16 protein-coding genes and 1 pseudogene are annotated in these 24,954 nt (G+C 57.7%); 9 read left to right on the top strand and 8 right to left on the bottom strand.

The window, feature by feature from the left end; genetic code table 11:
• The first annotated feature begins 173 nt into the window (after positions 1-173).
• On the top strand, positions 174-1,322 hold the full coding sequence (gene nagA, locus IGS16_RS04195; RefSeq protein WP_297083565.1) for an N-acetylglucosamine-6-phosphate deacetylase: 1,149 nt from the start codon (positions 174-176) through the stop codon (positions 1,320-1,322).
• Between the two features lie 52 nt (positions 1,323-1,374).
• Here the strand turns inward: nagA and mscL are convergent, their stop codons facing one another.
• Positions 1,375-1,782 (bottom strand): large conductance mechanosensitive channel protein MscL, encoded by a 408-nt coding sequence (mscL, locus tag IGS16_RS04190; protein WP_297083563.1) that lies wholly within the window; start codon positions 1,780-1,782, stop codon positions 1,375-1,377.
• A gap of 210 nt (positions 1,783-1,992) precedes the next feature.
• The gene (locus IGS16_RS04185; RefSeq protein ID WP_297083561.1) at positions 1,993-3,534 is read right to left on the bottom strand and encodes a DASH family cryptochrome; all 1,542 of its coding nucleotides are present in this window, start codon (positions 3,532-3,534) and stop codon (positions 1,993-1,995) included.
• 375 nt (positions 3,535-3,909) lie between these two features.
• Between IGS16_RS04185 and IGS16_RS04180 the strand changes: the two genes are divergently transcribed.
• Both IGS16_RS04180 and IGS16_RS04175 read left to right on the top strand, forming a co-directional pair.
• Positions 3,910-8,034 (top strand): PAS domain S-box protein, encoded by a 4,125-nt coding sequence (locus IGS16_RS04180; protein ID WP_297083559.1) that lies wholly within the window; start codon positions 3,910-3,912, stop codon positions 8,032-8,034.
• An 89-nt stretch (positions 8,035-8,123) separates the two neighbouring features.
• The gene (locus IGS16_RS04175) at positions 8,124-8,264 is read left to right on the top strand and encodes a hypothetical protein (RefSeq protein ID WP_297083557.1); all 141 of its coding nucleotides are present in this window, start codon (positions 8,124-8,126) and stop codon (positions 8,262-8,264) included.
• Here IGS16_RS04175 and IGS16_RS04170 read toward each other — a convergent pair.
• The 6 genes and pseudogenes from IGS16_RS04170 to IGS16_RS04145 all read right to left on the bottom strand — a co-directional run bounded on the left by IGS16_RS04170 (position 8,256) and on the right by IGS16_RS04145 (position 15,415).
• On the bottom strand, positions 8,256-9,020 hold the full coding sequence (locus tag IGS16_RS04170) for a sirohydrochlorin chelatase (protein ID WP_297083555.1): 765 nt from the start codon (positions 9,018-9,020) through the stop codon (positions 8,256-8,258). The genes IGS16_RS04175 and IGS16_RS04170 overlap by 9 nt on opposite strands.
• 51 nt (positions 9,021-9,071) lie before the next feature.
• Positions 9,072-9,626, bottom strand: a complete 555-nt coding sequence (locus tag IGS16_RS04165; protein WP_297083553.1) for a Dps family protein — start codon at positions 9,624-9,626, stop codon at positions 9,072-9,074.
• A gap of 303 nt (positions 9,627-9,929) precedes the next feature.
• Positions 9,930-10,895 (bottom strand): bestrophin family protein, encoded by a 966-nt coding sequence (locus tag IGS16_RS04160; protein WP_297083552.1) that lies wholly within the window; start codon positions 10,893-10,895, stop codon positions 9,930-9,932.
• A 112-nt stretch (positions 10,896-11,007) separates the two neighbouring features.
• Positions 11,008-11,886: pseudogene (locus IGS16_RS04155) on the bottom strand (LysR family transcriptional regulator).
• A 101-nt stretch (positions 11,887-11,987) separates the two neighbouring features.
• Positions 11,988-13,601: a peptide ligase PGM1-related protein gene (locus IGS16_RS04150; RefSeq protein WP_297083550.1), complete on the bottom strand. Its 1,614-nt coding sequence runs from the start codon at positions 13,599-13,601 to the stop codon at positions 11,988-11,990.
• 389 nt (positions 13,602-13,990) lie between these two features.
• Positions 13,991-15,415 (bottom strand): HEAT repeat domain-containing protein, encoded by a 1,425-nt coding sequence (locus tag IGS16_RS04145; RefSeq protein ID WP_297083548.1) that lies wholly within the window; start codon positions 15,413-15,415, stop codon positions 13,991-13,993.
• A gap of 323 nt (positions 15,416-15,738) precedes the next feature.
• Here IGS16_RS04145 and IGS16_RS04140 point away from each other — a divergent pair, with 323 nt between their 5' ends.
• From IGS16_RS04140 to IGS16_RS04115, 6 genes are all read left to right on the top strand, one after another.
• Entirely contained in the window at positions 15,739-17,271 is a 1,533-nt protein-coding gene (locus IGS16_RS04140; RefSeq protein WP_297083546.1) for a ferredoxin--nitrite reductase, read from the top strand.
• 186 nt (positions 17,272-17,457) lie between these two features.
• Entirely contained in the window at positions 17,458-18,786 is a 1,329-nt protein-coding gene (locus tag IGS16_RS04135) for a CmpA/NrtA family ABC transporter substrate-binding protein (protein WP_297083544.1), read from the top strand.
• A 150-nt stretch (positions 18,787-18,936) separates the two neighbouring features.
• Positions 18,937-19,779 carry a nitrate ABC transporter permease gene (gene ntrB, locus IGS16_RS04130; protein ID WP_297083542.1) on the top strand — a complete coding sequence of 281 codons (843 nt, stop codon included), beginning with the start codon at positions 18,937-18,939 and terminating at the stop codon, positions 19,777-19,779.
• A gap of 37 nt (positions 19,780-19,816) precedes the next feature.
• Positions 19,817-21,817, top strand: coding sequence for a nitrate ABC transporter ATP-binding protein (locus tag IGS16_RS04125; protein ID WP_297083541.1), 2,001 nt, complete (start codon positions 19,817-19,819; stop codon positions 21,815-21,817).
• A gap of 61 nt (positions 21,818-21,878) precedes the next feature.
• On the top strand, positions 21,879-22,721 hold the full coding sequence (locus tag IGS16_RS04120) for a nitrate ABC transporter ATP-binding protein (protein WP_297083539.1): 843 nt from the start codon (positions 21,879-21,881) through the stop codon (positions 22,719-22,721).
• On the top strand, positions 22,705-24,906 hold the full coding sequence (locus IGS16_RS04115) for a molybdopterin oxidoreductase family protein (protein WP_297083703.1): 2,202 nt from the start codon (positions 22,705-22,707) through the stop codon (positions 24,904-24,906). Before IGS16_RS04120 ends, IGS16_RS04115 begins: the two co-directional genes overlap by 17 nt.
• Positions 24,907-24,954 lie beyond the last annotated feature (48 nt).

Here is a 24,954-nt window from a genome sequence, read left to right as displayed (position 1 = left end):
CGACCAGCGCAGAATTTAGAGTTTAAGGGACGTGCTGTTGCCGGAGGCGATCGCCCTTCTGCTCTGCACCGATCCTACAGTTGGAACGTCAGCAAGATTGCTTTTGTTCAGGGTAATACACGAATTCACGAACGGCAACGCGAACGCCTTTTGCCTTTTACTTTGTCCTAACTATGCGCCCCTACGCCCTGACGAATTGCGTACTGCATACTGGTGAGCAAGATTTGGTCGATCACGCGCTGCTGATTGAGGGCGATCGCATTCTCGACATTCTCCCATCCTGGGATTTACCCGACTCTTTCAGCGTTATTGACTTGCAGGGCGACCACATTTCACCCGGCTTTGTCGATTTGCAACTAAATGGCTGTGGGGGAGTCATGTTCAACGACGAGATCACGGCTAAGACGCTGGAGATCATGCACACGACCAACCTCAAAAGCGGCACCACCAGCTATTTGCCAACGCTGATTACCACGTCGGATACCGATATGCTGCGGGCGATGGAACTGGTGCGCGACTATCGAAAATTTCGCCCCCATAACGTGCTAGGGCTGCATTTGGAAGGGCCCTATCTAAACCCAAAGCGCAAGGGCATCCACAACGAGCGCTACATCCGTCGGCCCGAACCAGCGATGATCCAGCAGATCGCGGCGGCGGGTCGCAGTTCTGTGTTGCTGCTGACGCTGGCTCCCGAAATTGTGGAGATGAACGATATCCTGACGCTGGCAGATGCAGGTATTCTGGTGTCCGCCGGCCATAGCGATGCCACCTACGAGCAGGCGATCGCCGGATTTGACGCAGGCGTGGGCATGGTGACGCATTTATTTAACGCCATGTCGCCTTGGCTGGGGCGCAGTCCAGGTCTGGTGGGCGCTGCCTTTGACCGAGATGACGTGTATGCCGGGATTATTGCCGACGGGCATCACACCCACCTGCGCTCGATCGCCCTTGCCCACCGCATGAAAGGTGAAAAGCTGCTAATCGTCACCGATGCCACGCCGCCCGTTGGCACTCAGATGGACTCCTTCAGGATTGGCGGGCAGGTGGTGTTCTACCGCGAGGGCAAGTGCGTGTCGGCCGAGGGAACCTTGGGCGGCTCTGCACTGACGATGATCGAAGCCATCCGCAACTGCGTCTCGATTGGGCTGCCTCTGGCCGAGGCCCTGCGGATGGCGAGTGCGTATCCCGCAGCGGCGATCGCCGTGAACGATCGTCTGGGTTATCTCGCTCCTGGCTACGTCGCAAACCTGGCGATATTCAACGACGCGCTAGAGATTACCGGCGTGTGCGATCGCGGCGAATATTTGGCGGTGATGAGCTAGCAATTAGGCTCCTAGCTCCTAACCCACCACCCACACCCTTGCATCGTCGCGACTAGCGTCGTTCCAGCGTTTCCGTCAGGCGCTCCACTGCGTCTGCCAAACGAGTGTTCACCTCAGCCAAATCCGGCGCTTCGGGATCAGCTTCCCTGCGCTTAAACGAAGCAAACCACTTGATCACCAGGTACAGCGAAAAGGAAATAATCAGAAAATTAATAATGGCGGCCAAAAAATTGCCCACAGGAATAGCACCAATTGTGATACCCGCAATCCCTGCTGCCGGGTCGGCACCAAAAATCAGGCCAATAATGGGCATGATGATGTCGTCCACCAGCGATTGCACAATCGAGCCAAAGGCCGCGCCGATGATCACACCCACCGCCAAGTCAACCACATTGCCCCTCAGGGCAAATTCTCGAAAATCGCGGAGAAACCCGCCTACCGCACTATTTCGTCGAGCCATGATTTCTGTTCACTCCTAAACAATCAATCAACCATTCAGCCTAGAAATTGATCTCGAACCAACGCTTTGACCCGGAGAAATTTCTATCGTTCAAACCACGGCTCTAGGAACCTTTTCTGCCCATAAGTTAGTGTGAGTTTTTTCAGATTGCAAGGTTAGCGAGCCGCTTTCTGAAATAGCAGTGCTTGCTTATTGCTTGTTCATGGCTTTCTAACGCCGCTGCTTGCCCCGCTGCAAGGCTTTGGGCTTGGGAGAGGCGCTCCAGCCCTGCGTGGCGGCGTTGTAGATTTTTTCGTTCGCTTCTGCCGATTTGAACAAGTCCACCACGGGATTGGGATAATCCACACCCAGTCGTAGCCCAAAGCGCTGCTGCTCGACGGGCAACAGTTTCCAGGGTTCATGCACCTTAGCAGCAGGCACGTTCGCCAGTTCTGGCAGCCAGTGCTTTACATAGTCGCCCTGCGGATCGTAGTCTTTGGACTGCTTGAGGATGTTGAAAAACCGGAAGCCGCGAGCGTCGTTGCCCACGCCCGCCGTGTAGTTCCAGTTGCCGTAGTTGCTGCATACGTCGTAGTCGATCAGCAGCGACTCGAACCACTCTGCGCCCATGCGCCAGTCGATGCCCAGATTTTTGGTGAGAAAGCTGGCAACGTTTTGTCGTCCGCGATTGGACATAAACCCGGTGGCGGCCAGCTCGCGCATGTTGGCATCCACCAGCGGAAAGCCCGTCTGCCCTTCGCGCCACCGATCAAACCGATCCCAGTCTTGCTGCCAGGGAATCGGAATACCCTGGAGACCAGAGGAATAGAACACCTTTCGACCGTGCTTAGCACAGATAAAGCGAAAATAGTCGCGCCAGAGCAGTTCAAAAATCAGCCAATATGTCGAGTCGTTCTTGACACGTTCTGACTCGTAACGCCCCACTTCGGCGTGGATCAGGCGCGGCGACAGGCAGCCTAGCGCCAGCCACGGCGAAAACTTGGAGGAATAGTCTGCGCCCAACATGCCGTTGCGCGTGTCTTTGTAAACCCGCAGGCGATCGCCCCTCCATAGATACGCCTGCACCCGCGCCAGTCCCGCCGTTTCGCCGCCCTCAAATCGCAGCACTCCTCGCGCATCGGGCGCAGGCGGCATCAGCCCCAGGTCTGCCAGAGTGGGAATTTCGCCTGGTTTTAGTGAATCGTCTGGCCAGTCGTCCGGCAAATCCTCTGGCAGGGGCGGCAGCGACCTGGGCGCGGGCAGGGGCGGGTTCACCGACGAGTCACGCTCGACCTGCTTGCGGAAGGCCGTAAACAACTCTGGAAGCTGCGACAACTCAAACGGCAAATCATCGGGATGGTAAAGGGTGTGTCCCCAAAAGGACTGCACCCGGATGCCCAGCGGCTTGAGCGCAGCGTGCAACGCAGTTTCGACCGCCTGCTCCTCAGCAGTGACTTCACGGTGATAAAAGACCGTAGAAATCGCCAGTTCTTTCGCCAAGGGGGGAATGATTGCTTCAGGTGGCCCCTGACGGATGAGCAAGTCGCTACCCAGGCTACGGAGCGATCGCCGCAAATCGGCTACACTCTCTATCAAAAACTGGGATCGAAACGCACCCGTTTTGGGAAAGCCAAAAGCAGTCTTATCAAACTGGCGCGGGTCGAAACAGTAGACCGGGACGATCTCTGCACCGCTGGCGATCGCCCGATGCAGCGGTTCATGGTCGTGGAGCCGGAGGTCGTTGCGGAACCACAGGAGAATGCGTTGGGTCACAGTTATCAGGAAACCGTAATTAGAACATTGTCGTTGCCACTCTCTTCTTAACATAGCGTTACACAAACCAATCGGGCCTCTCCACTACCCCCATCTGCCGCCCTCAAACATCGCAGCTCATCCTGGCAGCAGAGCCAAGACCTGTTTGTAATGCTGATTTCAGTCGGCCCACTTAAGTGAGGACTGTACACGTTAAAGATTGTGGACTAATGCAGTACAGGTTGTTAAGAATTTTTGGGGAGTGTAACTTGCTTGCTACCCTGAAGAAAAAGGGTGCATTGTCAATCAAGCAACTGAAATCGGTTTAAGGTAATCAGTTTAAGAACATTGACTTAGTCCCTTCGTCTGCTCAGTCAGACCCCTGTTAAAGGCTGCATGAAACTCGATCCTGGTGCCGCCCATCCCTCTAGCAGCCATGCAGACAAAGCAGGGAGCGATTCCCGTGGGGATCGCTTCGCGAATCGCCGTCATCAAGCCGTGGTGAATAGCCAAACCGAGCTCGTTTGCCGCTTTTTGCCCAATGGCGTGCTGACGTTTGTGAATTCGGCCTATTGCGATCGCTTTGGCAAATCCGCAGCCGAATTGCTGGGGCAGCCCCTCGTCAATCTGGTTCATCCCAACGAGCAGGGCCGCGTTGCCCAGCAACTGACCGAAATTCAAACCCTGAGCCCAGATAGCCCGGTTCAAACCCACGAACATTGGGTCTGGAGCGCAACGGGCGAAATGACCTGGTATGAGTGGATTGTCCAGGGCTTTTTTAGCTTATCTGGCGAACTGATCGAACTGCAAGCGGTCGGGCGCGACGTGACTCGCCGCAAACAGATGGAGCTAGAGCTAGAGCGCTATCACCAGGAACAGCGCACTCTCAACCGCATTCTGACGCTCAGCCTAAACGCCCAATCTACGCCGGATGTGTTTCGCTGCATTGCCGAAGAGGTGCGCCAGGCGACGGGCTTTCCGATCGTGGCCATTGAGCGATATGACACGACCCGTCAGACGATGGTGTTTGAGGGGCTGTGTGGCGTGGATTGTTCGGCAGATCCAGCCGTAGGGGAATGGGGCGGGGAATGGATTAATGAACAGACTCGCGAATGCAGGGGAGCCTGTACTCATGCACCGAGGCTGGAATTTCCAGTCACAGAAACGGTGTCAGGCGTGGTCTTGCAAACAGGACAGGTGCTAATCCAGCATTATGAATCTGAAGCGACGGTTCCGGGCGATCGCACGTCACTGCTGCGGGCGCTGGGGATCGCGACGTTCGTGTGCCTGCCGCTAACCGCAGACGGACGCACCCTCGGCACCCTCAGTCTGGGACATCTCCAGCGGCAGGCGGTGTCGCCATCGCTGCTGGAATGGCTGCAAAGTCTATCGGGGGCGATCGCCGCCCTGCTCAAGCGCCAGGAGACCGAGCGATCGCTGCAAGACTCGGAACAGCGCTATCGGCTGCTGTTTGAAAGCAACCCCCTACCCATGTGGGTGTTTGACCTAGACACGCTGGCGTTTCTCATGGTGAATGAAGCAGCGGTGCAGAAATATGGCTATAGCCGCGAGGAATTTCTCAGCATGACCCTGGCAGAGATTCGCCCACCCGAGGAGATTCCTCGGCTGCTGGCGATGATATCTGCTGTGAATCAGGGCATGAAAGATTCGGGCATCTGGCTGCACACCAAAAAAGATGGCAGCCGGATTCAGGTGGAAATTACCTCGTACCTGCTCACCTATCAGGGGCGGCGGGCAGAACTGGTAATCGCCAAAGACGTGACTGAACAATTACAAATCGAAGCGGCCCTGCGCGAAAGCCAGCGCAAATATGAAACCCTGTTTCAAACGCTGCCTGTAGGCATTGCCATGACCGATGCGTGTGGTCGTATCGTAGAAGTCAATCCGGTGCTGGAGGAAATGCTGAGCATTCCGGCTGCTGAGCAAACGCGCTATACGTGCGATCGCCCTGCCCAGCCCGTGCTGCGACCAGACAGCACCCCCATGCTGCCAGAGGAATTCGCCAGCGTCCGCGCCCTGACAGAGCAACAGCCCGTTCACAATGTTGAAAAGGGCATTGTTCGCACCGACGGCTCTGTGCAGTGGGTGAATGTCTGCGCTGCGCCAATTCCGCTGGAAAACTATGGCGTGGCGATCGCCTACATCGACATTACCCAGCGGAAACAGGCCGAACTCGCCCTGCAAGACAGCGAAACACGCTGGCAAACCGTCGTCCAATCCACCAATGACGGCGTATTTGACGCAGACCTGATCACGGGCAAGACCTTCCACTCCGAGCGCTGGAAAACCATGCTAGGCCACCAGCCCGACGAACCCTCAGAAGCCTACGAAGCGTGGGAGCAGCGCATCCATCCTGATGACCAGGCGCGGGTCATGTCGGTTTACGAAGCCTACTGCCAGGGAGCGCTGCCCCAGTTTCGGGTCGAGTATCGGCTGCGCTGCAAAGATGGCAGCTACCGCTGGGTGCTAGACCGAGCGCAGATCCTCCGCGACGAACACGGTACGCCCGTGCGGATGATTGGCACCATGACCGATATCCATCATCTCAAGGATGCGGAGGAAGCGCAAACGCTACAGGCAGAGCGGGAACGGCTGCTGTCTCGCGTGACGCGGCATATCCACCAGTCGCTCGATTTAAGCGAAATTTTGAATTTTGCCGTAACAGATGTGCGACAACTGTTTCAGTGCGATCGCGCTTTGATCTACCGCTTTCATCAACTTCCCACGCGACCTGCCCAGGCGATTGTGGAATCGAGCTTGCCTGGGTGGGGCGTGGTGCTAGACGATCCCCAGATTCATCTCCAGACCGAGGAAGTGCTATTGCGGCAGTATGGCGATTCCCATAGGGATCGCCTCGCGAATCGCCCCACCACCGAAGTTCAATCCACCCGCATTGACAACATCCACACGGCGGACATCTCACCAGAGTTTCGAGCGCTGCTGGCTCGCGTGGGTGTGCAGTCAAGTTTGACCGTCACTATCAACTGCGACGGCAACCTGTGGGGGTTGATGTGTGTTCACCAATGCCAATCCCTGCGAGAGTGGCAGACCTGGGAGATAGATTTGCTGGTGCAACTGGCCAACCAGTTGGCGATCGCCGTGCAGCAGTCAGAACTTTATAGCCAAGTGCAGCGGGTCAACGCCGAGCTAGAAACCAAAGTATCCGAGCGCACGGGCGAACTGCGCCAATCCCTTGAGTTTGAAGCCTTGCTCAAGCGGATTACTGACCAAGTGCGCGACAGCCTCGACGAGCGCAAAATCTTGCAAACGGCGGTGCAAGAGCTGGGGCAGGCGCTTGGGGTCTTCTGCTGCGACACCGCGCTCTACGATGCCGACAACCGTGTTTCCACCATCTACTGTGACTATACCCACGAGGTCAAGTCTGAAGAGGGCACGCAGATCGTCATGGCAGACTATCCCGACCTCTACCGCCAGCTTTTGCAGGGAATGCATCAGCAGTTTTGCTATGCCAACGAGGTGACGCGCGATCGCCTGCTGACTCGCCCAATGGCAAAACACTGTACGATTTTTTCCTGCCCCATCCGAGACGATCAGGGAGTCCTGGGAGACATGGTGCTGCTGCGGCCCGCCGATGAGTTCTTCAACGAGCCAGAGGTGCGGCTGGTGCAGCAGGTGGCCAACCAATGCGCGATCGCCCTCCGCCAGTCTCGCCTCTACCAAGCTGCCCAAGCTCAAGTCACCGGCCTGGCCCGCCTGAATCAGCTCAAAGACGACTTCCTTTGCACCATTTCCCACGAGTTGCGAACCCCCGTCGCCAATGTCAAAATGGCAGCTCAAATGGTCGAAACCACGCTCCGGGCAGAGGGACTGCTCAACAATCCGACTCAGCCGCTCGGTCGCTATGTGCAGATTTTGCAAGACGAATGTCAGCGCGAAATCAACCTGATCAACGACCTGCTCGACCTCTCCCGACTCGATGCCGAAGTCGATCTGCTGCACCCTGTTCCAATTCACCTAGCATCCTGGATTTCTCACATTGCCGAACCCTTCCTAGACCACATCCATCGCCACCAGCAGCACTTCAGCCTTGACCTGCCGCCCGACCTACCGCCCCTCACCACCGACCTCAGCCACTTTGAGCGCATCCTCACCGAATTGCTCAACAATGCTTGCAAATATACCCCCATCGGCGAACGCATCGAGGTGCGAGCCAGCCTCAGCAGCGACCGCATGGAGCGCGACGAGGTGGAACAAGATGGAGCCGAATCTGAAAGCCCGCTCTCCAGCCCCCCTCCACTCCCTCACTTCCTCATCACCATCACCAACACGGGGGTCGAAATCCCTCCAGAGGAGTGCGATCGCGTGTTTGATCGGTTCTATCGCATCCCCAGCAGCGACCCCTGGAAACACAGCGGCACTGGACTGGGCCTGGCGCTGGTCAAAAAACTAACGAAACTGCTGGGCGGCCGCGTTGGCATTCGCAGCAGCGCAGGACAAACCACCCTCTGGCTCCGCCTTCCGCTCGTTCTGCGGCAGTGATTGCTGGAAACGTCGCCCCACTCAGCAGAAGGGGAAAAACTCGATAAACCGCTGAAGCGGTCTTTTCCAGATATTTCGAGAGATCTGTGATGTCGATCAGCTATCAAATCGTGACCGAAAAGCACGGCGGCAAGCTGGAATGCGTTTCGACTCCGGGTGAGGGAACCGAGTTTGCCATTCAAATCCCACTGAAACAGCAGGCAGTGGCGCTGTCTGATGCCTCAGCCTGACCGCCTCGCCTCGCCCCAGCCCAGCGGACAGGTCGCCAAATCCAGAACCAGCGCAGCAAGCTGGGGAGTCGCGCCAAACGGCGGATAGAGCTGGAACTGGCAGGTGGGAAACTGGGCGGACAGGTCGCGCACGTCCTGGGCGATCGCCTCGGTAATCCCGCCAGGAAACAGAAAAAACGGCAGAATGTCCAGCTGCTGAGCGCCCTGACTAGCCAGCTTTGCGACCTGATCGGCAAGACCCGGCGGCACGGCCCAATAGGCCGCGATCGCCCCGATTTGCTGGGCTAGTGCTTCCACGGGCGCATTGCCTCCGGGACGACGACTGCCATGAGCCAGCAAAATTCGCGCCGCAGGTTCAGAATTGGGTGCAGGCAATAAGTCTGCCAGCCTGGGGTGACTGCCCAGATGGGGCGCAATCTCGATGGACAGGCGCGGGCTAGCCTGCTGGCGGGCGATCGCCACCTCAGCAGGGATGTCTTCCATCACATGCACCCCCGGCAGCAAAAATAGCGGGATAATCACGAGGCGATCGCCCCCCAGGGTCAGCGCTTGCGTCGCCACTTGCAGGATTTGCTGGTGCAACGGCTCTGAACCCAACTCCAGCACAGCCGTCTCCACCAGCGGCGGCAGCCCACCCGCCCCCCGCCGCCGCAACTCTGCCGCAACCTGATGCGCCAAAACCCCAGCCTCGGCATGAGGTCTGGGGTCGCGGCTGCCGTGAGTCACCAAAAGGTAGGCGGGAAGATGGGCGGGCAATTCAGAATTTGGCTAGGGTTGAGTCAAAGAGGAATCTGCCCCTTATTATCCTCAATTCTGACTGGCTAGGGTGAAAGCGGGCGTGAGGCTGTCGTGGGCCAGGAAGTGCGACAGGTGGAAGGCGCGATCTTCTGACTCCAGCAGGATCTTTTCATAGAGGTGGCGAGTCGCGCGATCGCCCAGGCTCTCTGCCTGTCCAGCCTGCCGCCGGATCACCTTGATGATTTCCTGCTCTGCGCTCAGGTCATGCTCCACCATCGCCCGACAGGAAAACACGCCGTCCGGTTCTGGCGTAAAGCAGCATAGCTCTGCCAGCTTGCTGAAGCTGGCAACCGGCACGCCGCCCAGCCCGTTCAGCCGCTCCCCAATTTCGTGGACATGGCCCTGCACTTCGTCATAGCTTTCCGAGAAAAACTCGTGCAGTTGATAAAACTCAGCGCCTTCCACCACAAAGTGATGCTTTTGGTATTGCAAATACAGCGCTTGAAAGCTTGCCAGGACAATGTTAAAGCCTTCACAAACCGCTGTGGTGACGTTCATCTCCAACCCGATGGGGTTGTCTTTCATCTGCTCAAAGGTTTGAATCGGACTTGCCGTAATAGCCATAGGTGCGCTCCTCAGCGATCGTCAGGTTTAGCAATGATTTTCTATCAATACTAAACACAGTATACAAGCTCAAAAATATCGTCAACCCTCCCATGATTTCTTGATAAGAAAGATTCTCAAAACACAGAAGATCATGACAATTCATGACAAATTCAATAGCAATTTATACAGAGCCAGGCAGAAATTACAGCGTTTTGTGTTGATTCCAACTTGCAATGAAAACTAAAGCCGAGATTGAAGGCAGTATCTTAATCAATTGCCTCATTGAAAAATTTTCTTCAAAAGACACTCCTGCTCCAGGATTCAAGCTCTCTCTACCTGAGCTTCAGTTTCCGGAGAGGATTGAGATTGAATCGTCCAGGCAGACCCCAGACTAATTAAGTCCTCAACATCTCGCAGCATATTTAAACACATTGCATCCAGCGGTAAATCGTTTGCATCGGTGCCAAAGGGGTTTTCAATTTCAATGCCGATCTCTTCGATGCCCAGCAGCGTAAAGGTAATGAGGGCAACGATTGGCCCGGTCGCCCAATGTAAATCTGCGACTAATTGGAAAGGCAACGTCAGGCAATAAAGCAACAGCAATTGTTTCAAATGAATCACATAAGCTAGGGGGATGGGCGTTCTTAAAATTCGTTCGCATCCGCCCAACACATCGACCATCGTGCTAATCATTTTTTGCATCGTGTCGAGTTGATAAGCTGTGAGCCGATTTCGGCAGCGCTGCTTTTGTAAATAGCTGCTAATCCAAAAGGCTATTTCTAAGGGCGGCGTGTTGGTATTTTGCAGCTTAAAGTAGTAATCTTTGGGGAGCAAATCAAGGAGCATCAAGTCTTCAAAAGACTGTCTACGGAGGTGCAGCTTGGTGGCCACCGCAAACGCGACCAACAATCGCAAGATAGAAATCTTTTGGGCGCGATCTTGAGAATTCTTTTCAGCCACATTTACCCAGATTTGCCGCGCTAGGTTGCGGGTGGTGTTGGTCAGGGTGCCCCATAGCTTTCGCCCTTCCCAGAAGCGCTCGTAGGCGGTGTTGGTGCGGAAGACCAGCAGCAGACCCAGGACGATGTTGGGAATTAGCCCAGACAGCGCCGGAATCGAGACAGCCCAACCCCTGGCATACAGCACGACGATGAGTTCCCCAAACAGCCCGCACAGCAGCGCCCTGGGCAGCACGTACGGCACGACCGAGCCGCGCAGTTGCAGGGCAGAGCGAAACCAGCTTCGTTTTTGGGGCGCAAGGGGGAGGTGCCAGCGGTTTTGGGGCATGGGGATTGGCAAGTTTGGGTAAAGCTAGGGTGGAGAGAGGCGGGGACTGAGAACACTGCATCATTACCTATCCCCAATTTAGTCATCCCCGATTTAGCCTAACCTCTAACTCCTATCTCTGGGTTTGGGCGATCGCCAAAAATCGCTGCACAGTGGGCGAGGGGTCTGCTTGGCGCGTGAGTAGGGCGATCGCCGCCTTGGGGGTGGGTTCCTGAAGTTCGCGGTACACAACCCCGGTGCGCTGGAGGTTTTGCAGCGACAAGGGCACGATAGCCACGCCGATTTCTGCGGCCACCAAGCTGATAATGGTCTGCATTTGGATTGCTTCCTGCACGATGGCGGGGCTAAAGCCGCTCTGCTGGCACAGGCTAATAATCTGGTCGTAGAGTCCGGGAGCCAGCGGCCGGGGAAACAGGATAAAGGGCTTGCCTGCCAGGTCTTTGAGCGATACTTTCGGCTGCTAGGCCAGGGGATGCTGCTGGGGCAGGGCGACGACGAGCGACTCCTCAAACAGCGGCATCAGGCAAAAGTCTGGCTCATCTATGGGCGGGCGGACGAGGCCCACGTCCATGCGGCGATCGCGCAACCATTGCACCTGCTGGTCAGTCGTCAGTTCGTGCAATTCCAGGCTCACCTCCGGCGCAGCGGCGCGAAAGCCCTGGAGCAGCGTCGGCAGCACGCTGTAGGCTGCGGAACTGACGAAGCCGATCACCAATTGTCCCCGCTCGCCCCGGCTCACCTGTTGCCCCAGTTGCACGGCCTGGTCTAACTGCTGCATGATTCGCCGACATTCCGCCAAAAACACTGCGCCGGCCTCGGTCAGTTGCACGCTGCGCTTGGTGCGGTGAAACAGTTGGAAGCCCAGTTCCTCCTCTAGCTGGCGAATCTGCTGGCTGAGGGGTGGCTGGGCTATGTGCAGCCGTGCGGCGGCCCGGCCAAAGTGCAGTTCTTCGGCAACGGTGATGAAGTAGCGCAGGTGACGCAGTTCGATCATGCGGGCGATCGCCAGCTATTTTTCCTCAAAGATCCGAGAAGGTGGATTGTGCAAGACACGCGCAACTCAACCGTTTCCAGCCCCCTCCCAATCAAGCACTAGCCTTCGTGATGAAAGTGCCAGTTGATCGGCGGCGTGTGGGATGCGGGATGAAACGGGTGCGACAGGTTCACCTCGGTTTCCTGATCAAGCGTGGCGATCACCTGGTTATAGCGGTCTTCTGCGTCTTGGGGCGAGTCGCCAATGCTGGTCAGCCCCAGCTTGCCGTATTCCGACAGGCAGCCCATGATGTGAAATACGCTGCCCGTTTCGGTGATGGGCGTGAAGTGGAGGCGATGCTGCACAATGATGTCCATCAGGTCGCTGGGCAGCAGGCCGAGATAGCGATCGCTCTGTAAGTTGTCGGTGGCGATGTAATATTTGGGCTGACCGTGCTGATTGAGAAACAGCCCAGTTTTGGAATCATAGCTGCCGCTGGTGAGCAGTTTCAGCGTCATGAAGGGATGGGTTGTGCCGCCTTTGCGGACGTTGATTTCGATTGCCTGCAAATCCCAATCCTCCGTCGCGTCTGGCCGGACTGCCATGAAATCGACGCTAAACCGTTCCAAAACGCCCTTTTCTGCCAGCACCTTGCCCACGGCATAGCCATAGTCTTGCAAGCGCATCCGGTAAGACTCGTCTGCTGGGAAGCGACAGCCCAAAAAGATTTGCCCGTCGGGCCCGCCCAAAATCTGGTCGTGGGTAGACAGCACCTCGACCTCACCCAGCGGCGTAATCCGGCACTGGACGCTGGGCGATCGCTTTTCTTCCCCTTCGATGAACGCTTCGACAATCGCCCCTAGTTCAGGAATTTTGCTGCTGAAGTTGTCCCAGGTTTCGGTGTCGCTCTGGAAGCTGAGGTGGTGAAACGCCTGGGCGATCGCTTCCCGTCGGGCTTCGGTGGAGGCCTGCCCCGGCGCAACGGCGGAGAGCGGCCGCAGATCCAGCAGCGCATTCCCCTGGCCCGAAAAGCCCTCATTTAGCTTGACGACCATCCGTTTTAGGTCGGGGCGACGCTCCCACAGGTCTACCGTTGCCAGCACCAGTTCTTCTGCCGTCCAGGTCTGCAAACTGCCGTCGGGATGGGGCACGTTGGCTTCGGCAAAGGCCTGGCGGCTGCCGCTCTTGGTGCCCCAATAGAGCAGGTCGGGGTCAAGCCCATAGAGCGGAATATCCAGCTGAAGCGACAGTTCCCGCTCTAGGGCAGTGGCGTTGAAGCAGGACATATAGGCTTTGTCGGGGCGCAGCAGGCTGCGGATTTGCTGGACGAGGCGCGGCCGCTCTAGGATTTTTTGCGTCAGGGGCTTGGGGTGAGAATCGTAGGTGGACAGCAGGATGAGGCGATCGCGGGCGTGGGAGTAGGGGATTTCGGGCAGCAGGTGCAGATAGTAGTCGATGATGCTAGGGTGAATTGGCTGCGACGTGACGTAGATTAGCCGCGTGCCCGGATTCCGCAGGCGAATCAGCGAAAACAGCAGCCGCTCTTCGTAATGGTGAACCCCTTTGACCTTTTGCAACTCGCGCTGATCCAGCGTCAGGGAGGGAACGATCAGAATGTCATGTTCTCCCCGGTCAAACTGATCGATGGTTTGCCAGCGATCGCGCAGTTGTCGTTGCAACATGTGAAAGCGATCGCTACCCTGCACCATCGGAGCCACCGTCAATGTCTGCATAAATCCCCCAGTTTTGGGCATCTTTCAAAGGTTTATTTTGATAAAGCTCGAACCAGTTCAAACGAAGTTTGTTAAGAAAACAAAACACTGAAGCAGCCATCTTTCTAGACGGCGACCCCTGTTCTATCCTGTTGATCCGCGCTTAGCGCTTCAAATTACGTAAAATCAACCGGGCAACCCTAAATCTAGGCAAACCCAGCCTACCGAACCCTGACACCCAGCGAAAGCGTTTGCGACTGCCTCTTGAGGAGGATGTTTGATGATTCTATCGAGTAGCCGCGCCAAATTACATCCTCGCCTAGAGTGAAATCGGCCGCAGGAGGGGAGAGGGAAGAGGGAAGAGGGAAGAGGGAAGAGGGAAGAGGGAAGAAGGAAGAACGAAGAAGGGATTACCACTCTGCTAGGGCGATCGCCACTTCTTGCCGGGTTTGTTCTGAAACTTGATGGTTGTTGGACAGTGCTTCGAGTTGCTGCCGTCCTTGGTTAGGGTGAAGCTGTTTGAGGGCGGCGATCGCATGGAGTTTCACGCCCAGATCCGGATCGGTTGCTAGGTGAACGAGGGCATCCAGCGCGTCGAGGTCGCCCAATTTTCCAAGCTGGAGGGCGATCGCCTGTTTCACGGCAGCAGTTTGCACCGCAGGTAGACTACCGTGCAACAGTTCCACCAGATGGCGGGCCGCCTGCCAGCGCAGTTCCGGGGCTTCGACCCGACCCATTGCCTGAATCGTAGCGTGTAGCAGCCGGGCGGATGCAGGTTCCTCGCTCCACTGGAGCGCCAGCCGATGCAGATAGTGCAGGGCGGCGGGGGTGCCCATCCAGCCTAGCGCCTGCACCAGCGCCATTTGCTGCGGATGGGTTGTATGGGGCAAGTGGGCGACGCGATAGAGCGCAGCCGCAGCCGGATTGGTGCCCAGGCGACCCAAGGCGATCGCCGCCTGCTGGGCTACGCCAGCGCTCGCATCTAGCAATAGCGGATGAATCAAACTCACTAGGTCATAATCTAGCAGCAGGTCGGTGCGAAAGCCCAGTTCCGTCACCGCCACCTGACGCACCGCCGCCGAGGAATCGCCCAGGGCCGTGATTAGCAAATCGGGAACGTGGCGATCGCGGGCATTGCCAACCGCCGATAGTGCAGCCGCTCGCACCTGCGGGTCAGGATCACGCAACAATTGCATCAGCGGTTGAACCACGCCAGGGTTCTGAATCTGCGCCAGGGTTTTCACCGCGAGCAGGCGCGTGTGGGGAACTTGGAGCAATTGGACGAGGGGGGCGATCGCCGCTTTTCCAAAGCCTGCCAGCGCCGCCACCGCAATCTGTTGCAAATCTTCGGTGGGAGCGGTTTGCAGCAGGTGAACCAGCGCCGACAGTACCGCAGGCTGACGAAACTCGCCCAAGATCCGAGCCACAAACCAGCGCGTATCTGGGTCTTCGTCTTCGTCTTGCAGCAGGGCCAGCAGCGGGTCAAGCAGCAGTTGCTTGACAGACTCTGACGTTTCAGCAGCCAGGGCTTCTAGCCGAGGAAATAGCTTGGCCACGTCCCAGCGATCTTGAAAATCGCCCTCATACAGCACGGCGATCGCCCACTGACTCAGCGTTTCTAGTTCCGTCAGAGCGGGACGGATGCCGTGGGTCTGCAACTGTTCTTCCAGATGCCCTAAGCCTTGCTGTACCCGCTGCACTACCTGTTCCCAATCAGCAGGAATCGCCCCATCCTCCGCCTGCTGAAGAAACAGGAAGCTTTTCTGTTGGGCAGATAAAATACGCGGATTGCTGACCATACTCGTCTGTGCCGCCAGATAGAAAAATGCGGTCAATGTCTTGACTGCTCTTGGATTCTAGCCAGAAGCGCTGGGTTTTGTTGAGCCGGGTTTGGCCCCATTATGCAGGTTGTGCATTATTGCAATTCGCAAATTTCATATGACGAAAATTTTTGTAACAGGAGCTACGAATTTTCAAAATCAATGCTCTTAACGTATCAATCATGCGAGGAGATGCAGGCTTGAATCGTTCGGCATTGGTCAAGCCTTCTGTAGACCCAAGTTTTAGTCAGCGCGGTTTCTTATCCCAAACGTTGAATCAAAAACGCGGGTCTACCCGCAGAATCGCTCGCAGTTTCTTCCATCCAAGGTCTCTTGCCATGACCAGTACCGTTCCAGCAGAAACCAGTCTGAATAAGTTCGAGAAGCTCAAGTCCGAAAAAGATGGTCTGGCGGTCAAGTCTGAACTGGAGGACTTTGCCCGTCTGGGCTGGGAAGCGATGAATGAGACCGACCGCGACCATCGCCTGAAGTGGATGGGCGTGTTTTTTCGACCCGTCACGCCGGGTAAGTTCATGCTGCGGATGCGGATGCCTAATGGCATTCTCACCAGCGGACAGATGCGGGTGCTGGCGGAGGTCGTCGAGCGCTATGGCGAAGATGGCAACGCCGACATTACCACGCGGCAAAACCTCCAGCTTCGCGGCATTCGGCTCGAAGATATTCCTGATATCTTCCGGCGGTTTGAGCAGGCGGGGCTGACCAGCATCCAGTCTGGCATGGATAACGTTCGCAACATAACAGGTTCGCCCGTGGCCGGCATTGATGCCGACGAGTTGATTGATACTCGCGGGCTGGTGCGAAAGGTGCAGGACATGATCACCAACAACGGCGAGGGCAACCCGTCGTTCACTAACCTGCCGCGCAAGTTCAATATTGCGATCGCCGGATGTCGCGACAACTCGGTACACGCCGAGATCAACGACATCGCCTTTGTGCCCGCCTACAAGGACGGACGGTTGGGGTTCAATGTGTTAGTTGGCGGGTTCTTCTCTGCCAAACGCTGCGAAGCCGCCGTGCCGCTCAATGCCTGGGTCGATCCGCGTGATGTGGTGGCGCTGTGCGAAGCCATTCTAATTATCTACCGCGATCACGGGCTGCGGGCTAATCGCCAAAAAGCCCGCCTGATGTGGCTGATTGACGAATGGGGTATGGATAAGTTTCGCGCAGAGGTAGAACAGCAGTTGGGATATCCCCTGCAAACTGCCGCGCCCAAGGACGAAATCCTGTGGGACAAGCGCGACCACATCGGCATCCACGCCCAAAAGCAGCCAGGGCTGAACTATGTGGGGCTGCATGTGCCCGTTGGTCGGCTCTATGCGCCCGATATGTTTGACTTGGCGCGGATTGCCGAAGTCTACGGCAGCGGCGAAATCCGCCTGACCGTCGAGCAAAACGTGATTATTCCCGACGTGCCCGATTCTCGGCTTGCGCCCTTGCTCAAGGAGCCGCTGCTAGAGAAGTTTTCGGTGAGTCCGGGGCTACTCGTGCGATCGCTCGTTTCCTGCACCGGGGCCCAGTTCTGCAATTTCGCCCTGATCGAAACCAAAAATCGAGCCATGGCGCTGATCAAGGAACTGGAATCCGAGCTAGAAATCACGCGCCCGGTTCGTATCCACTGGACCGGCTGCCCCAACTCCTGCGGACAGCCCCAGGTCGCCGACATTGGTCTAATGGGCACCAAAGTCCGCAAAGACGGCAAAGCTGCCGAAGGCGTGGACTTGTACATGGGCGGCAAAGTCGGCAAACACGCCGAACTTGGCACCTGCGTTCAAAAGGGCATCCCCTGCGACGACCTCAAGCCCATCTTGAGGAATCTGCTGATCGAAAACTTCGGCGCACGACCGAAGTAAGTTGCTAAGTGTCAGGTATCGGTGCTTAGCAACTTATCTTTACCTGATTCTTGACCCGCTCCCAACCCTAACCCTAACTCAGCCAGTTTCTCACCGGATCTTGACACCGGACGCAACTGGTAGGGGATTTTACATCCCAAAATTTGCCAACTGATTACCCTAACCACTAACTTGGAGAACTGACCCATGTCTAGACTTTCTCGACGGAAATTTATCTTCACGGCAGGCGTGACGGCTGGGGCAACGATCCTGGCGAATGGATGCAGTGGTGGCTCGTCGCCTTCGGATACCAGCAGCCCGGCCGCCAGCGCTCCGGTCTCGCCCGCACCCGTAGCCGCAGCCGACACACCCGAAGTGACTACGGCCAAACTCGGCTTCATCGCCCTAACCGACTCTGCACCGCTGATCATCGCCAAAGAGAAGGGACTCTTCGCCAAGTATGGAATGCCCGATGTGGAGGTGCTGAAGCAGGCTTCCTGGGCGGTCACCCGCGACAACCTGGAGTTGGGTTCTGCAGGCGGCGGCATCGACGGAGCGCATATTCTCACTCCCATGCCTTACCTGATGTCGGCAGGCGCGATTACTAAGGGCAACCAGAAGGTGCCGATGAACATTCTGGCGCGTCTAAATTTGAATGGTCAGGGGATTTGCCTTGCTAACTCCTATAAGGATCTGAAGATCAGCACTGACAGTGCGCCGCTCAAGGAGGCCTTTGCCAAAGCCAAGTCTGAGAAGGGCGAGATCAAGGCAGCAGTGACGTTCCCTGGCGGCACTCACGACCTGTGGATGCGCTATTGGCTGGCGGCAGGCGGCATCGACCCTGACAAAGACATTTCGACCATTGTAGTGCCGCCGCCTCAGATGGTGGCCAACATCAAGGTCAACAATATGGAAGCCTTCTGCGTGGGTGAACCCTGGCCCGCGCAAACGGTCAACCAAGACCTGGGCTATACCGCCATCACAACGGGCGAGTTTTGGGCAGACCATCCTGAAAAGTCGCTGACGATGCGGGCCGACTGGGTGGAAAAGCACCCCAATGCAGCCAAGGCGATTTTGATGGCGGTGCAGGAGGCGCAGATTTGGTGCGACGACATGGCCAACAAAGAAGAGATGTGCCAGATTATCTCCGGTCGGGAATGGCTGAAGGTGCCTGTGGAGGACATTCTGGAGCGGGCCAAGGGCAATTTTGATATGGGTGTGCGCCAGCTCGAAAACAGCCCGCTGCTGATGAAGTTCTGGAATGATGCAGCATCTTATCCATTCAAGAGCCATGACCTATGGTTCCTAACGGAAGACATCCGCTGGGGCTACTTGCCTGCTGACACCGACACCAAAGCGCTAATTGACGCGGTGAACCGGGAAGACCTATGGCGTGAGGCAGCGAAGGCAATCGGTCAGGAAGGTGCAATTCCTGCTGGCACCTCTCGCGGCGTGGAAACCTTCTTTGACGGCGTGAAGTTCGACCCCGAAAATCCCAGCGCTTACCTGAATGGTCTGAAGATTAAGAAGGTATAGCGAGGAACCGGGGGGCAGGGGCAAGTTGAGTTGCCGAGCCATCAAAGTTTCTTACTTTTTTAACTGACTTGTCCCTGGCTCCCAGTTTGCAATCCTAGTGTCCAGTTCCCAGCCTCTTGTTCCCAACTCTTAACCCCTAATACCTAGCGTATGACAGCCGACCTCTCTTCTCCCCGCCGTTCTGGGCGATCGCTCTCTTCCAGCTTGGGCGCATGGCTTGGCAAGACCATTCGTCGTTCCATCCCAACGGCGATCGCCCTCTTCGTTCTCCTAGGCATCTGGCAACTGCTGTGTTCGGGCGACAATGCGCCACTGCCGGGACCGATCCAAGTGGTGCAAGATACGTGGGAACTGATTATCGACCCGTTCTATCGCGGCAGCGGTACGGATCAGGGCTTGTTTTGGCAAATTGCCGCGAGTTTGCAGCGGGTGGCAGTGGGATACACGCTAGCGGCGATCGCTGGGATCGCCCTCGGCATCCTGATTGGCGTAAGTCTGCTGATGTTTCAGGCGATCGACCCCATCTTTCAGGTGTTGCGAACCGTGCCGCCGCTGGCCTGGCTGCCCATTTCCCTGGCGGCTTTCCGCGACTCCCAGCCCGCTGCCATTTTCGTGATTTTCATCACCGCCATCTGGCCCATCATCATCAACACCGCCGTCGGCGTGCAAAACATTCCTCAGGATTACAACAACGTCGCCCGCGTATTAAAGCTGTCCCGACTCGATTACTTCCTCAAGGTGCTGCTGCCTGCCACTGTGCCCTATATTTTCACCGGCCTCAAGATCGCCATCGGTCTGTCCTGGCTGGCGATCGTTGCCGCAGAAATGCTCACCGGCGGCGTAGGCATCGGCTTCTTTATCTGGGATGCCTACAACAGCGGTAGCAATAGCGAGGTGATCCTCGCCATTATCTACGTCGGTCTGGTGGGGCTGCTGCTCAACGCGCTGATCGGCTTCATCGCCTCCCGCGTCGTGCCCGAAGAACAGAAATAAGCATCCCAAAATCCAAAATCTAAAATCTAAAATCCCCATGCTGCCATTTGTAGAAATCGACCACGTAGATCAGGTCTTCCCGCTCCCTGGTGGCGGAGAGTACATTGCGCTGAAGAATATTGACCTGACGATTCGCAAGGGCGAGTTTATCTCGCTGCTGGGCCACTCCGGCTGCGGCAAATCGACCCTGCTGAACATTATTGCGGGATTGGCGAAACCTGCGGCAGGCGGCGTGGTGCTGGAAGGTCGCCAGGTCACCGAACCCGGCCCTGACCGGATGGTGGTGTTTCAAAATTATTCGCTGCTGCCTTGGCTGACGGTGCGCGAAAATATTGCTCTGGCGGTGAACCGCGTCATGGCGACGGCTCCCAAAGCGGAACGCAGCGCCATCGTGGAGCAGCACATCGACCTGGTGAACCTGCGCCACGCGGCCGACAAGCGGCCAGGGCAACTCTCCGGCGGCATGAAGCAGCGGGTGGCGATCGCCCGAGCCCTGGCCATCCGTCCCAAGCTCTTGCTGCTGGATGAACCCTTTGGCGCATTAGACGCGCTCACTCGCAGCAGCCTGCAAGACCAGTTGATGCAGATCGCCGAGGAACACGAACTCACCTGCATCATGGTGACGCACGACGTAGACGAGGCGCTGCTGCTGAGCGATCGCATCGTGATGCTGACCAACGGGCCAGAATCCTACGTGGGGCAGATTATGGACGTGACCTTCGAGCGACCGCGCGATCGCCTGGAGGTAGTCAACCATCCCAGCTATTACGGAATGCGGAGCGAAATTGTCTACTTCCTGAACCAGCAAAAGCAGGCCAAGAAGCGCAAGGCGGCCATGCAGGTGGGGGCGATCGCCCGCAATGGACTGGAAAAGGTGAACCTGGAACTGGGCTTTGTGCCGCTGACGGACTGTGCGCCGCTGGTGGTGGCCAAGGAACTGGGCTTTTTTGAGAAATACGGGCTGGAGCAGGTGACCCTCAGCCGCGAACCAAGCTGGAAGGCGATCGCCGAAGGCATTACCAGCGGCCGCCTGGATGCCGCCCAGATGATTGCCGGGATGCCCCTAGCGCTGACCCTGGGCATGGGCGGCAAAGCGCCTGTCCCCGTGACCACTGGCCTGGTTCTCAGCCGCAACGGCAACGCCATCACCCTTAGCAAGCGCTTTCTGCACGCGGGCGTGCGAACCGTGGAGGACTTGAAAGCGGCGATCGCCCGCACGCCTGACAAAGTGCCCACGCTGGCCGTGGTTCACCCCGCCTCGATGCACAACCTGATGATGCGCCACTGGCTGGCGGCAGGCGGCATCGACCCTGACCAAGACGTGAACATTGTCACCATTCCGCCACCGCAGATGGTGGCCGCGCTTAAGGGCGGCGGCATCGACGGCTTTTGTGTGGGCGAACCGTGGAACTCCCGCGCTATTCAGGAAGGGCTGGGCTATGCGATCGCCACCGACCTCGACATCTGGCCCGGCCACCTGGAAAAAGTGCTGGGCGTGCGCGAAGACTGGGCAAACCGCTATCCCAAAACCCACATCGCCCTTGTTACAGCCCTACTCGAAGCCTGCGAATATTGCGACGATCGCCGCAACCGCGAAGCCCTGGCCGAACTCCTCTCCCGCGACGAGTATGTTGGCGCGACGGTCGAACAAATCCGTCCCGGCCTAGTCACCCCCTACGACCGGGGCACGGGCGACGAGCCAGAGCAATTGCTGCGCTATAACCAGTTCTTCGTCGATCGCACCAACTGCCCCTACCGCACCGAGGGTCTGTGGATCATGACACAGCTTGCCCGCTGGGGCATCACCCCCTTCCCCCGCAACTGGTTCGACATCCTCGACCGCACCCGCCGCCTGGATGTGTTCGGAGCCGCCGCCCGCGACCTGGGCCTGCTCGACACCGAACCCAACCGCAGTCCCATCCACTTTGCCGACGGCAGCGTATTTGACCCCGACGACCCCATCGGCTATCTCAACAGCCTCGCTATCAAGCGCGATGTGCAAATTGAGGAAGTCAGCGTTGATGTCGTAACCGTGTGAGGTGTAAAAAGCCAGCTCTATGCTCCATTCTCTCCTCTCTCTCAACCCTGAATCCTTAACAATGCAGACTCTCGACTCAAACCAACTCCAGCCGCAGCCTGTACCCACGACCGATGCGTTTTTGATGATCGAGAATGTCTCGAAGGTGTATCCCACCAAAGATGGCGGCACCTACACCGTGCTGGATGGCGTGAATCTGGCGGTACAGGAAGGTGAATTTGTCAGCATCATCGGCCATTCCGGCTGCGGCAAATCGACGCTAATGGATATGGTGTCGGGCTTTCGCACGCCGACTAGCGGCGAGGTGCGCCTGCGAAATCAGCGGATTACGGAACCTGGCCCCGATCGCATGGTGGTGTTTCAAAACTACTCGTTGCTGCCCTGGATGACGGCCTACGAGAACGTCTACCTGGGATTGCACGCGGCACGACCAGAGCTTTCCAAGAGCGAAAAGGCGGCGATCGCCCGCGAGCATCTGGCGATGGTGGGCTTATCTGACGCGATGGATAAGAAACCCCGCGCCCTCTCTGGCGGCATGAAGCAGCGCGTCTCCATCGCCCGCGCCCTGGCCCTGCGCCCGGAGGTGCTGCTGCTAGACGAACCCTTCGGGGCCCTCGACCCCATCACCCGCGAGGAATTGCAAGAGGAACTGCTAAAAATCTGGACGGATCACCGGGTCACGGTGCTGATGATTACCCACGACATCGACGAGGCGCTCTTGCTGAGCGATCGCATCGTCATGATGACCAACGGCCCCGCCGCCAAGGTCGGCGAAATTCTCGACATTCCCTTTGCCCGCCCCCGCAATCGCGGCCGCGTCATGGAAGACCCACGCTATTACGAACTGCGGAACGAAGCGCTGGACTTCCTGTATCACCGCTATGCCCATGACGACGTGGGCTGAGTTTGAGGAGCATGAGAGAGTCGTGAAGGAAGAAACGCTAGTTAAAACCCTGTGCCCCTATTGCGGCGTGGGCTGTGGGCTAGAGGTGGTGCCGTCGCAGGGCAAGGGGGCGTGGCAGGTGCGGGGCGATCGCGCTCATCCGTCCAGCCAGGGGATGGTGTGCGTCAAGGGCGCAACCGTGGCAGAGTCGATTGGCAAGGATCGACTACTCTATCCGATGTGGCGCGAGTCGCTGGAGCAAGACTTTCGGCAAATTAGCTGGGATGAGGCGCTGGACAAACTGTGCGATCGCATTCGCGCCGTCCTTGCCAGCCACGGCCCTGATAGCATCTGCATGTATGGCTCCGGCCAATTCGTCACGGAAGATTACTACACCGCCCAAAAACTCATGAAGGGCTGCCTGGGGACAAATAACTTCGATGCCAACTCGCGGCTGTGCATGTCCTCGGCGGTGTCAGGCTATGGGCAGAGCTTTGGGGCAGACGGGCCGCCCTGCTGCTATGAGGATTTGGAGCAAACGGACTGCGCGGTGATCGTCGGTAGCAACATGGCCGAGTGCCACCCGATCGCCTTCAACCGACTGCGGAAATATCACAAAAAAACGCCCCATGTCCGCCTGATTGTGGTCGATCCGCGCCGCACCCAGACCGCCGACGCTGCCGACCTGCACCTGGCCATTCGCCCCGGTACGGATATTGACCTATTCAACGGCATCGCCTACCTGCTGATGCAGTGGGGCTATGAGCAGCCAGAATTCATTCAGCAGCACACAAACGGCTACGCCGACTATGCCGAAGTAGTGCGCCACTACCCGCCGGACATTGTGAGCGATCGCTGCGGAATTGCTATATCTGACCTGGAAACCGCTGCCCGCTGGTGGGGCGAGTCGGGGCGGGTGCTGTCGCTGTGGTCGATGGGGCTGAACCAGTCGAGCGAGGGCACGGCCAAAGTCCGCAGCCTGATCGACCTGCACCTGCTTACCGGGCAAATCGGCAAACCCGGCGCAGGCCCTTTTTCCCTAACGGGCCAACCCAACGCAATGGGCGGCCGCGAGGCGGGCGGCCTGTCGCACCTGCTCCCTGGCTATCGATTTGTGGTCAATCCCCAGCATCGCGCTGAGGTCGAACACGCCTGGAATCTGCCAGCGGGACAAATTTCGCCCAACCCCGGACGCACCGTGTGGGACATGATTTGCGGGCTAGAGGCAGGGGAGGTTGGCCTGTTCTGGATTGCGGCGACGAATCCGGCCGTGAGCCTGCCCGATCTGGTGCGAGTAAAGGCGGCCCTGGGGCGATCGCCCTTTACGGTCTATCAAGAAGCCTACTTTCCCACCGAAACCGCCGAATTTGCCCATCTGCTGCTGCCTGCGACGCAGTGGAGCGAAAAGAGCGGCACCATGACCAACTCGGAGCGCATGGTCACGCTGGCTAAAGCTTTCCAGCCCGCCCCCGGCGAAGCCCGCGCCGACTGGGAAATTTTCTGCGAAGTCGGCCGCCGCCTTGGGTTTGCTGCCCAGTTCCCCTTTCAAACCGCTGCCCAAGTCCATACCGAATTTGTGAAGCTCACCCAGGGCCGCCCCTGCGACATGAGCGGCATCAGCCATGCGCGGCTAGAGCAGGAGGGCCCCTTGCAATGGCCGCTGTCCAGCGGTGAGAACCCTGAATCGCAGACCCAGCCCGCCAAGCGCCTCTACACCGATCTGCAATTTCACACGCCCGACGGACGGGCCCGCTTTAGCGCCGCTCACTCGCGGGGGCTGGCAGAACCCCCCGACCCCGACTTTCCGCTGGTGCTAACAACGGGACGACTGTATGGGCACTGGCACACCCAGACCCGCACCGGCCGCACCGAAAAGATTACCCAGATGCACCCCAACCCCTTTATCGAAATTCACCCGCGCGACGCAGAGCCACTGGGCATTGTCGAGGGAGAACTGGTAGAAGTGCGATCGCGCCGGGGTTGGGCCCGCTTTCCGGCAAAAGTGACACGGGCGATCGCCCCCGGAACCGTCTTCGTGCCCATGCACTGGGGCGCACTCTGGGCCGACCATGCCGAAGCCAACGCCCTCACCCATCCCGCAGCCTGTCCCGACTCGAAACAGCCAGAACTAAAGGCCTGCGCGGTGAAACTGTTGCCGATTCGGGTAGAAACGCCCGTGCGCGAGGAGTTGGGCGTGCTGGGGTAGGGGAGAGGGAAGAGGGAAGAAGGAAGAACGAAGAAGGAAGAACGAAGA

The organism is Thermoleptolyngbya sp. C42_A2020_037, assembly GCF_015272455.1.
In the GTDB taxonomy this organism is placed as follows: domain Bacteria; phylum Cyanobacteriota; class Cyanobacteriia; order Elainellales; family Elainellaceae; genus Thermoleptolyngbya.
The sequence above is the reverse complement of the archived record's forward strand: the minus strand, read 5'-3'. Positions and strand labels throughout refer to the sequence as shown.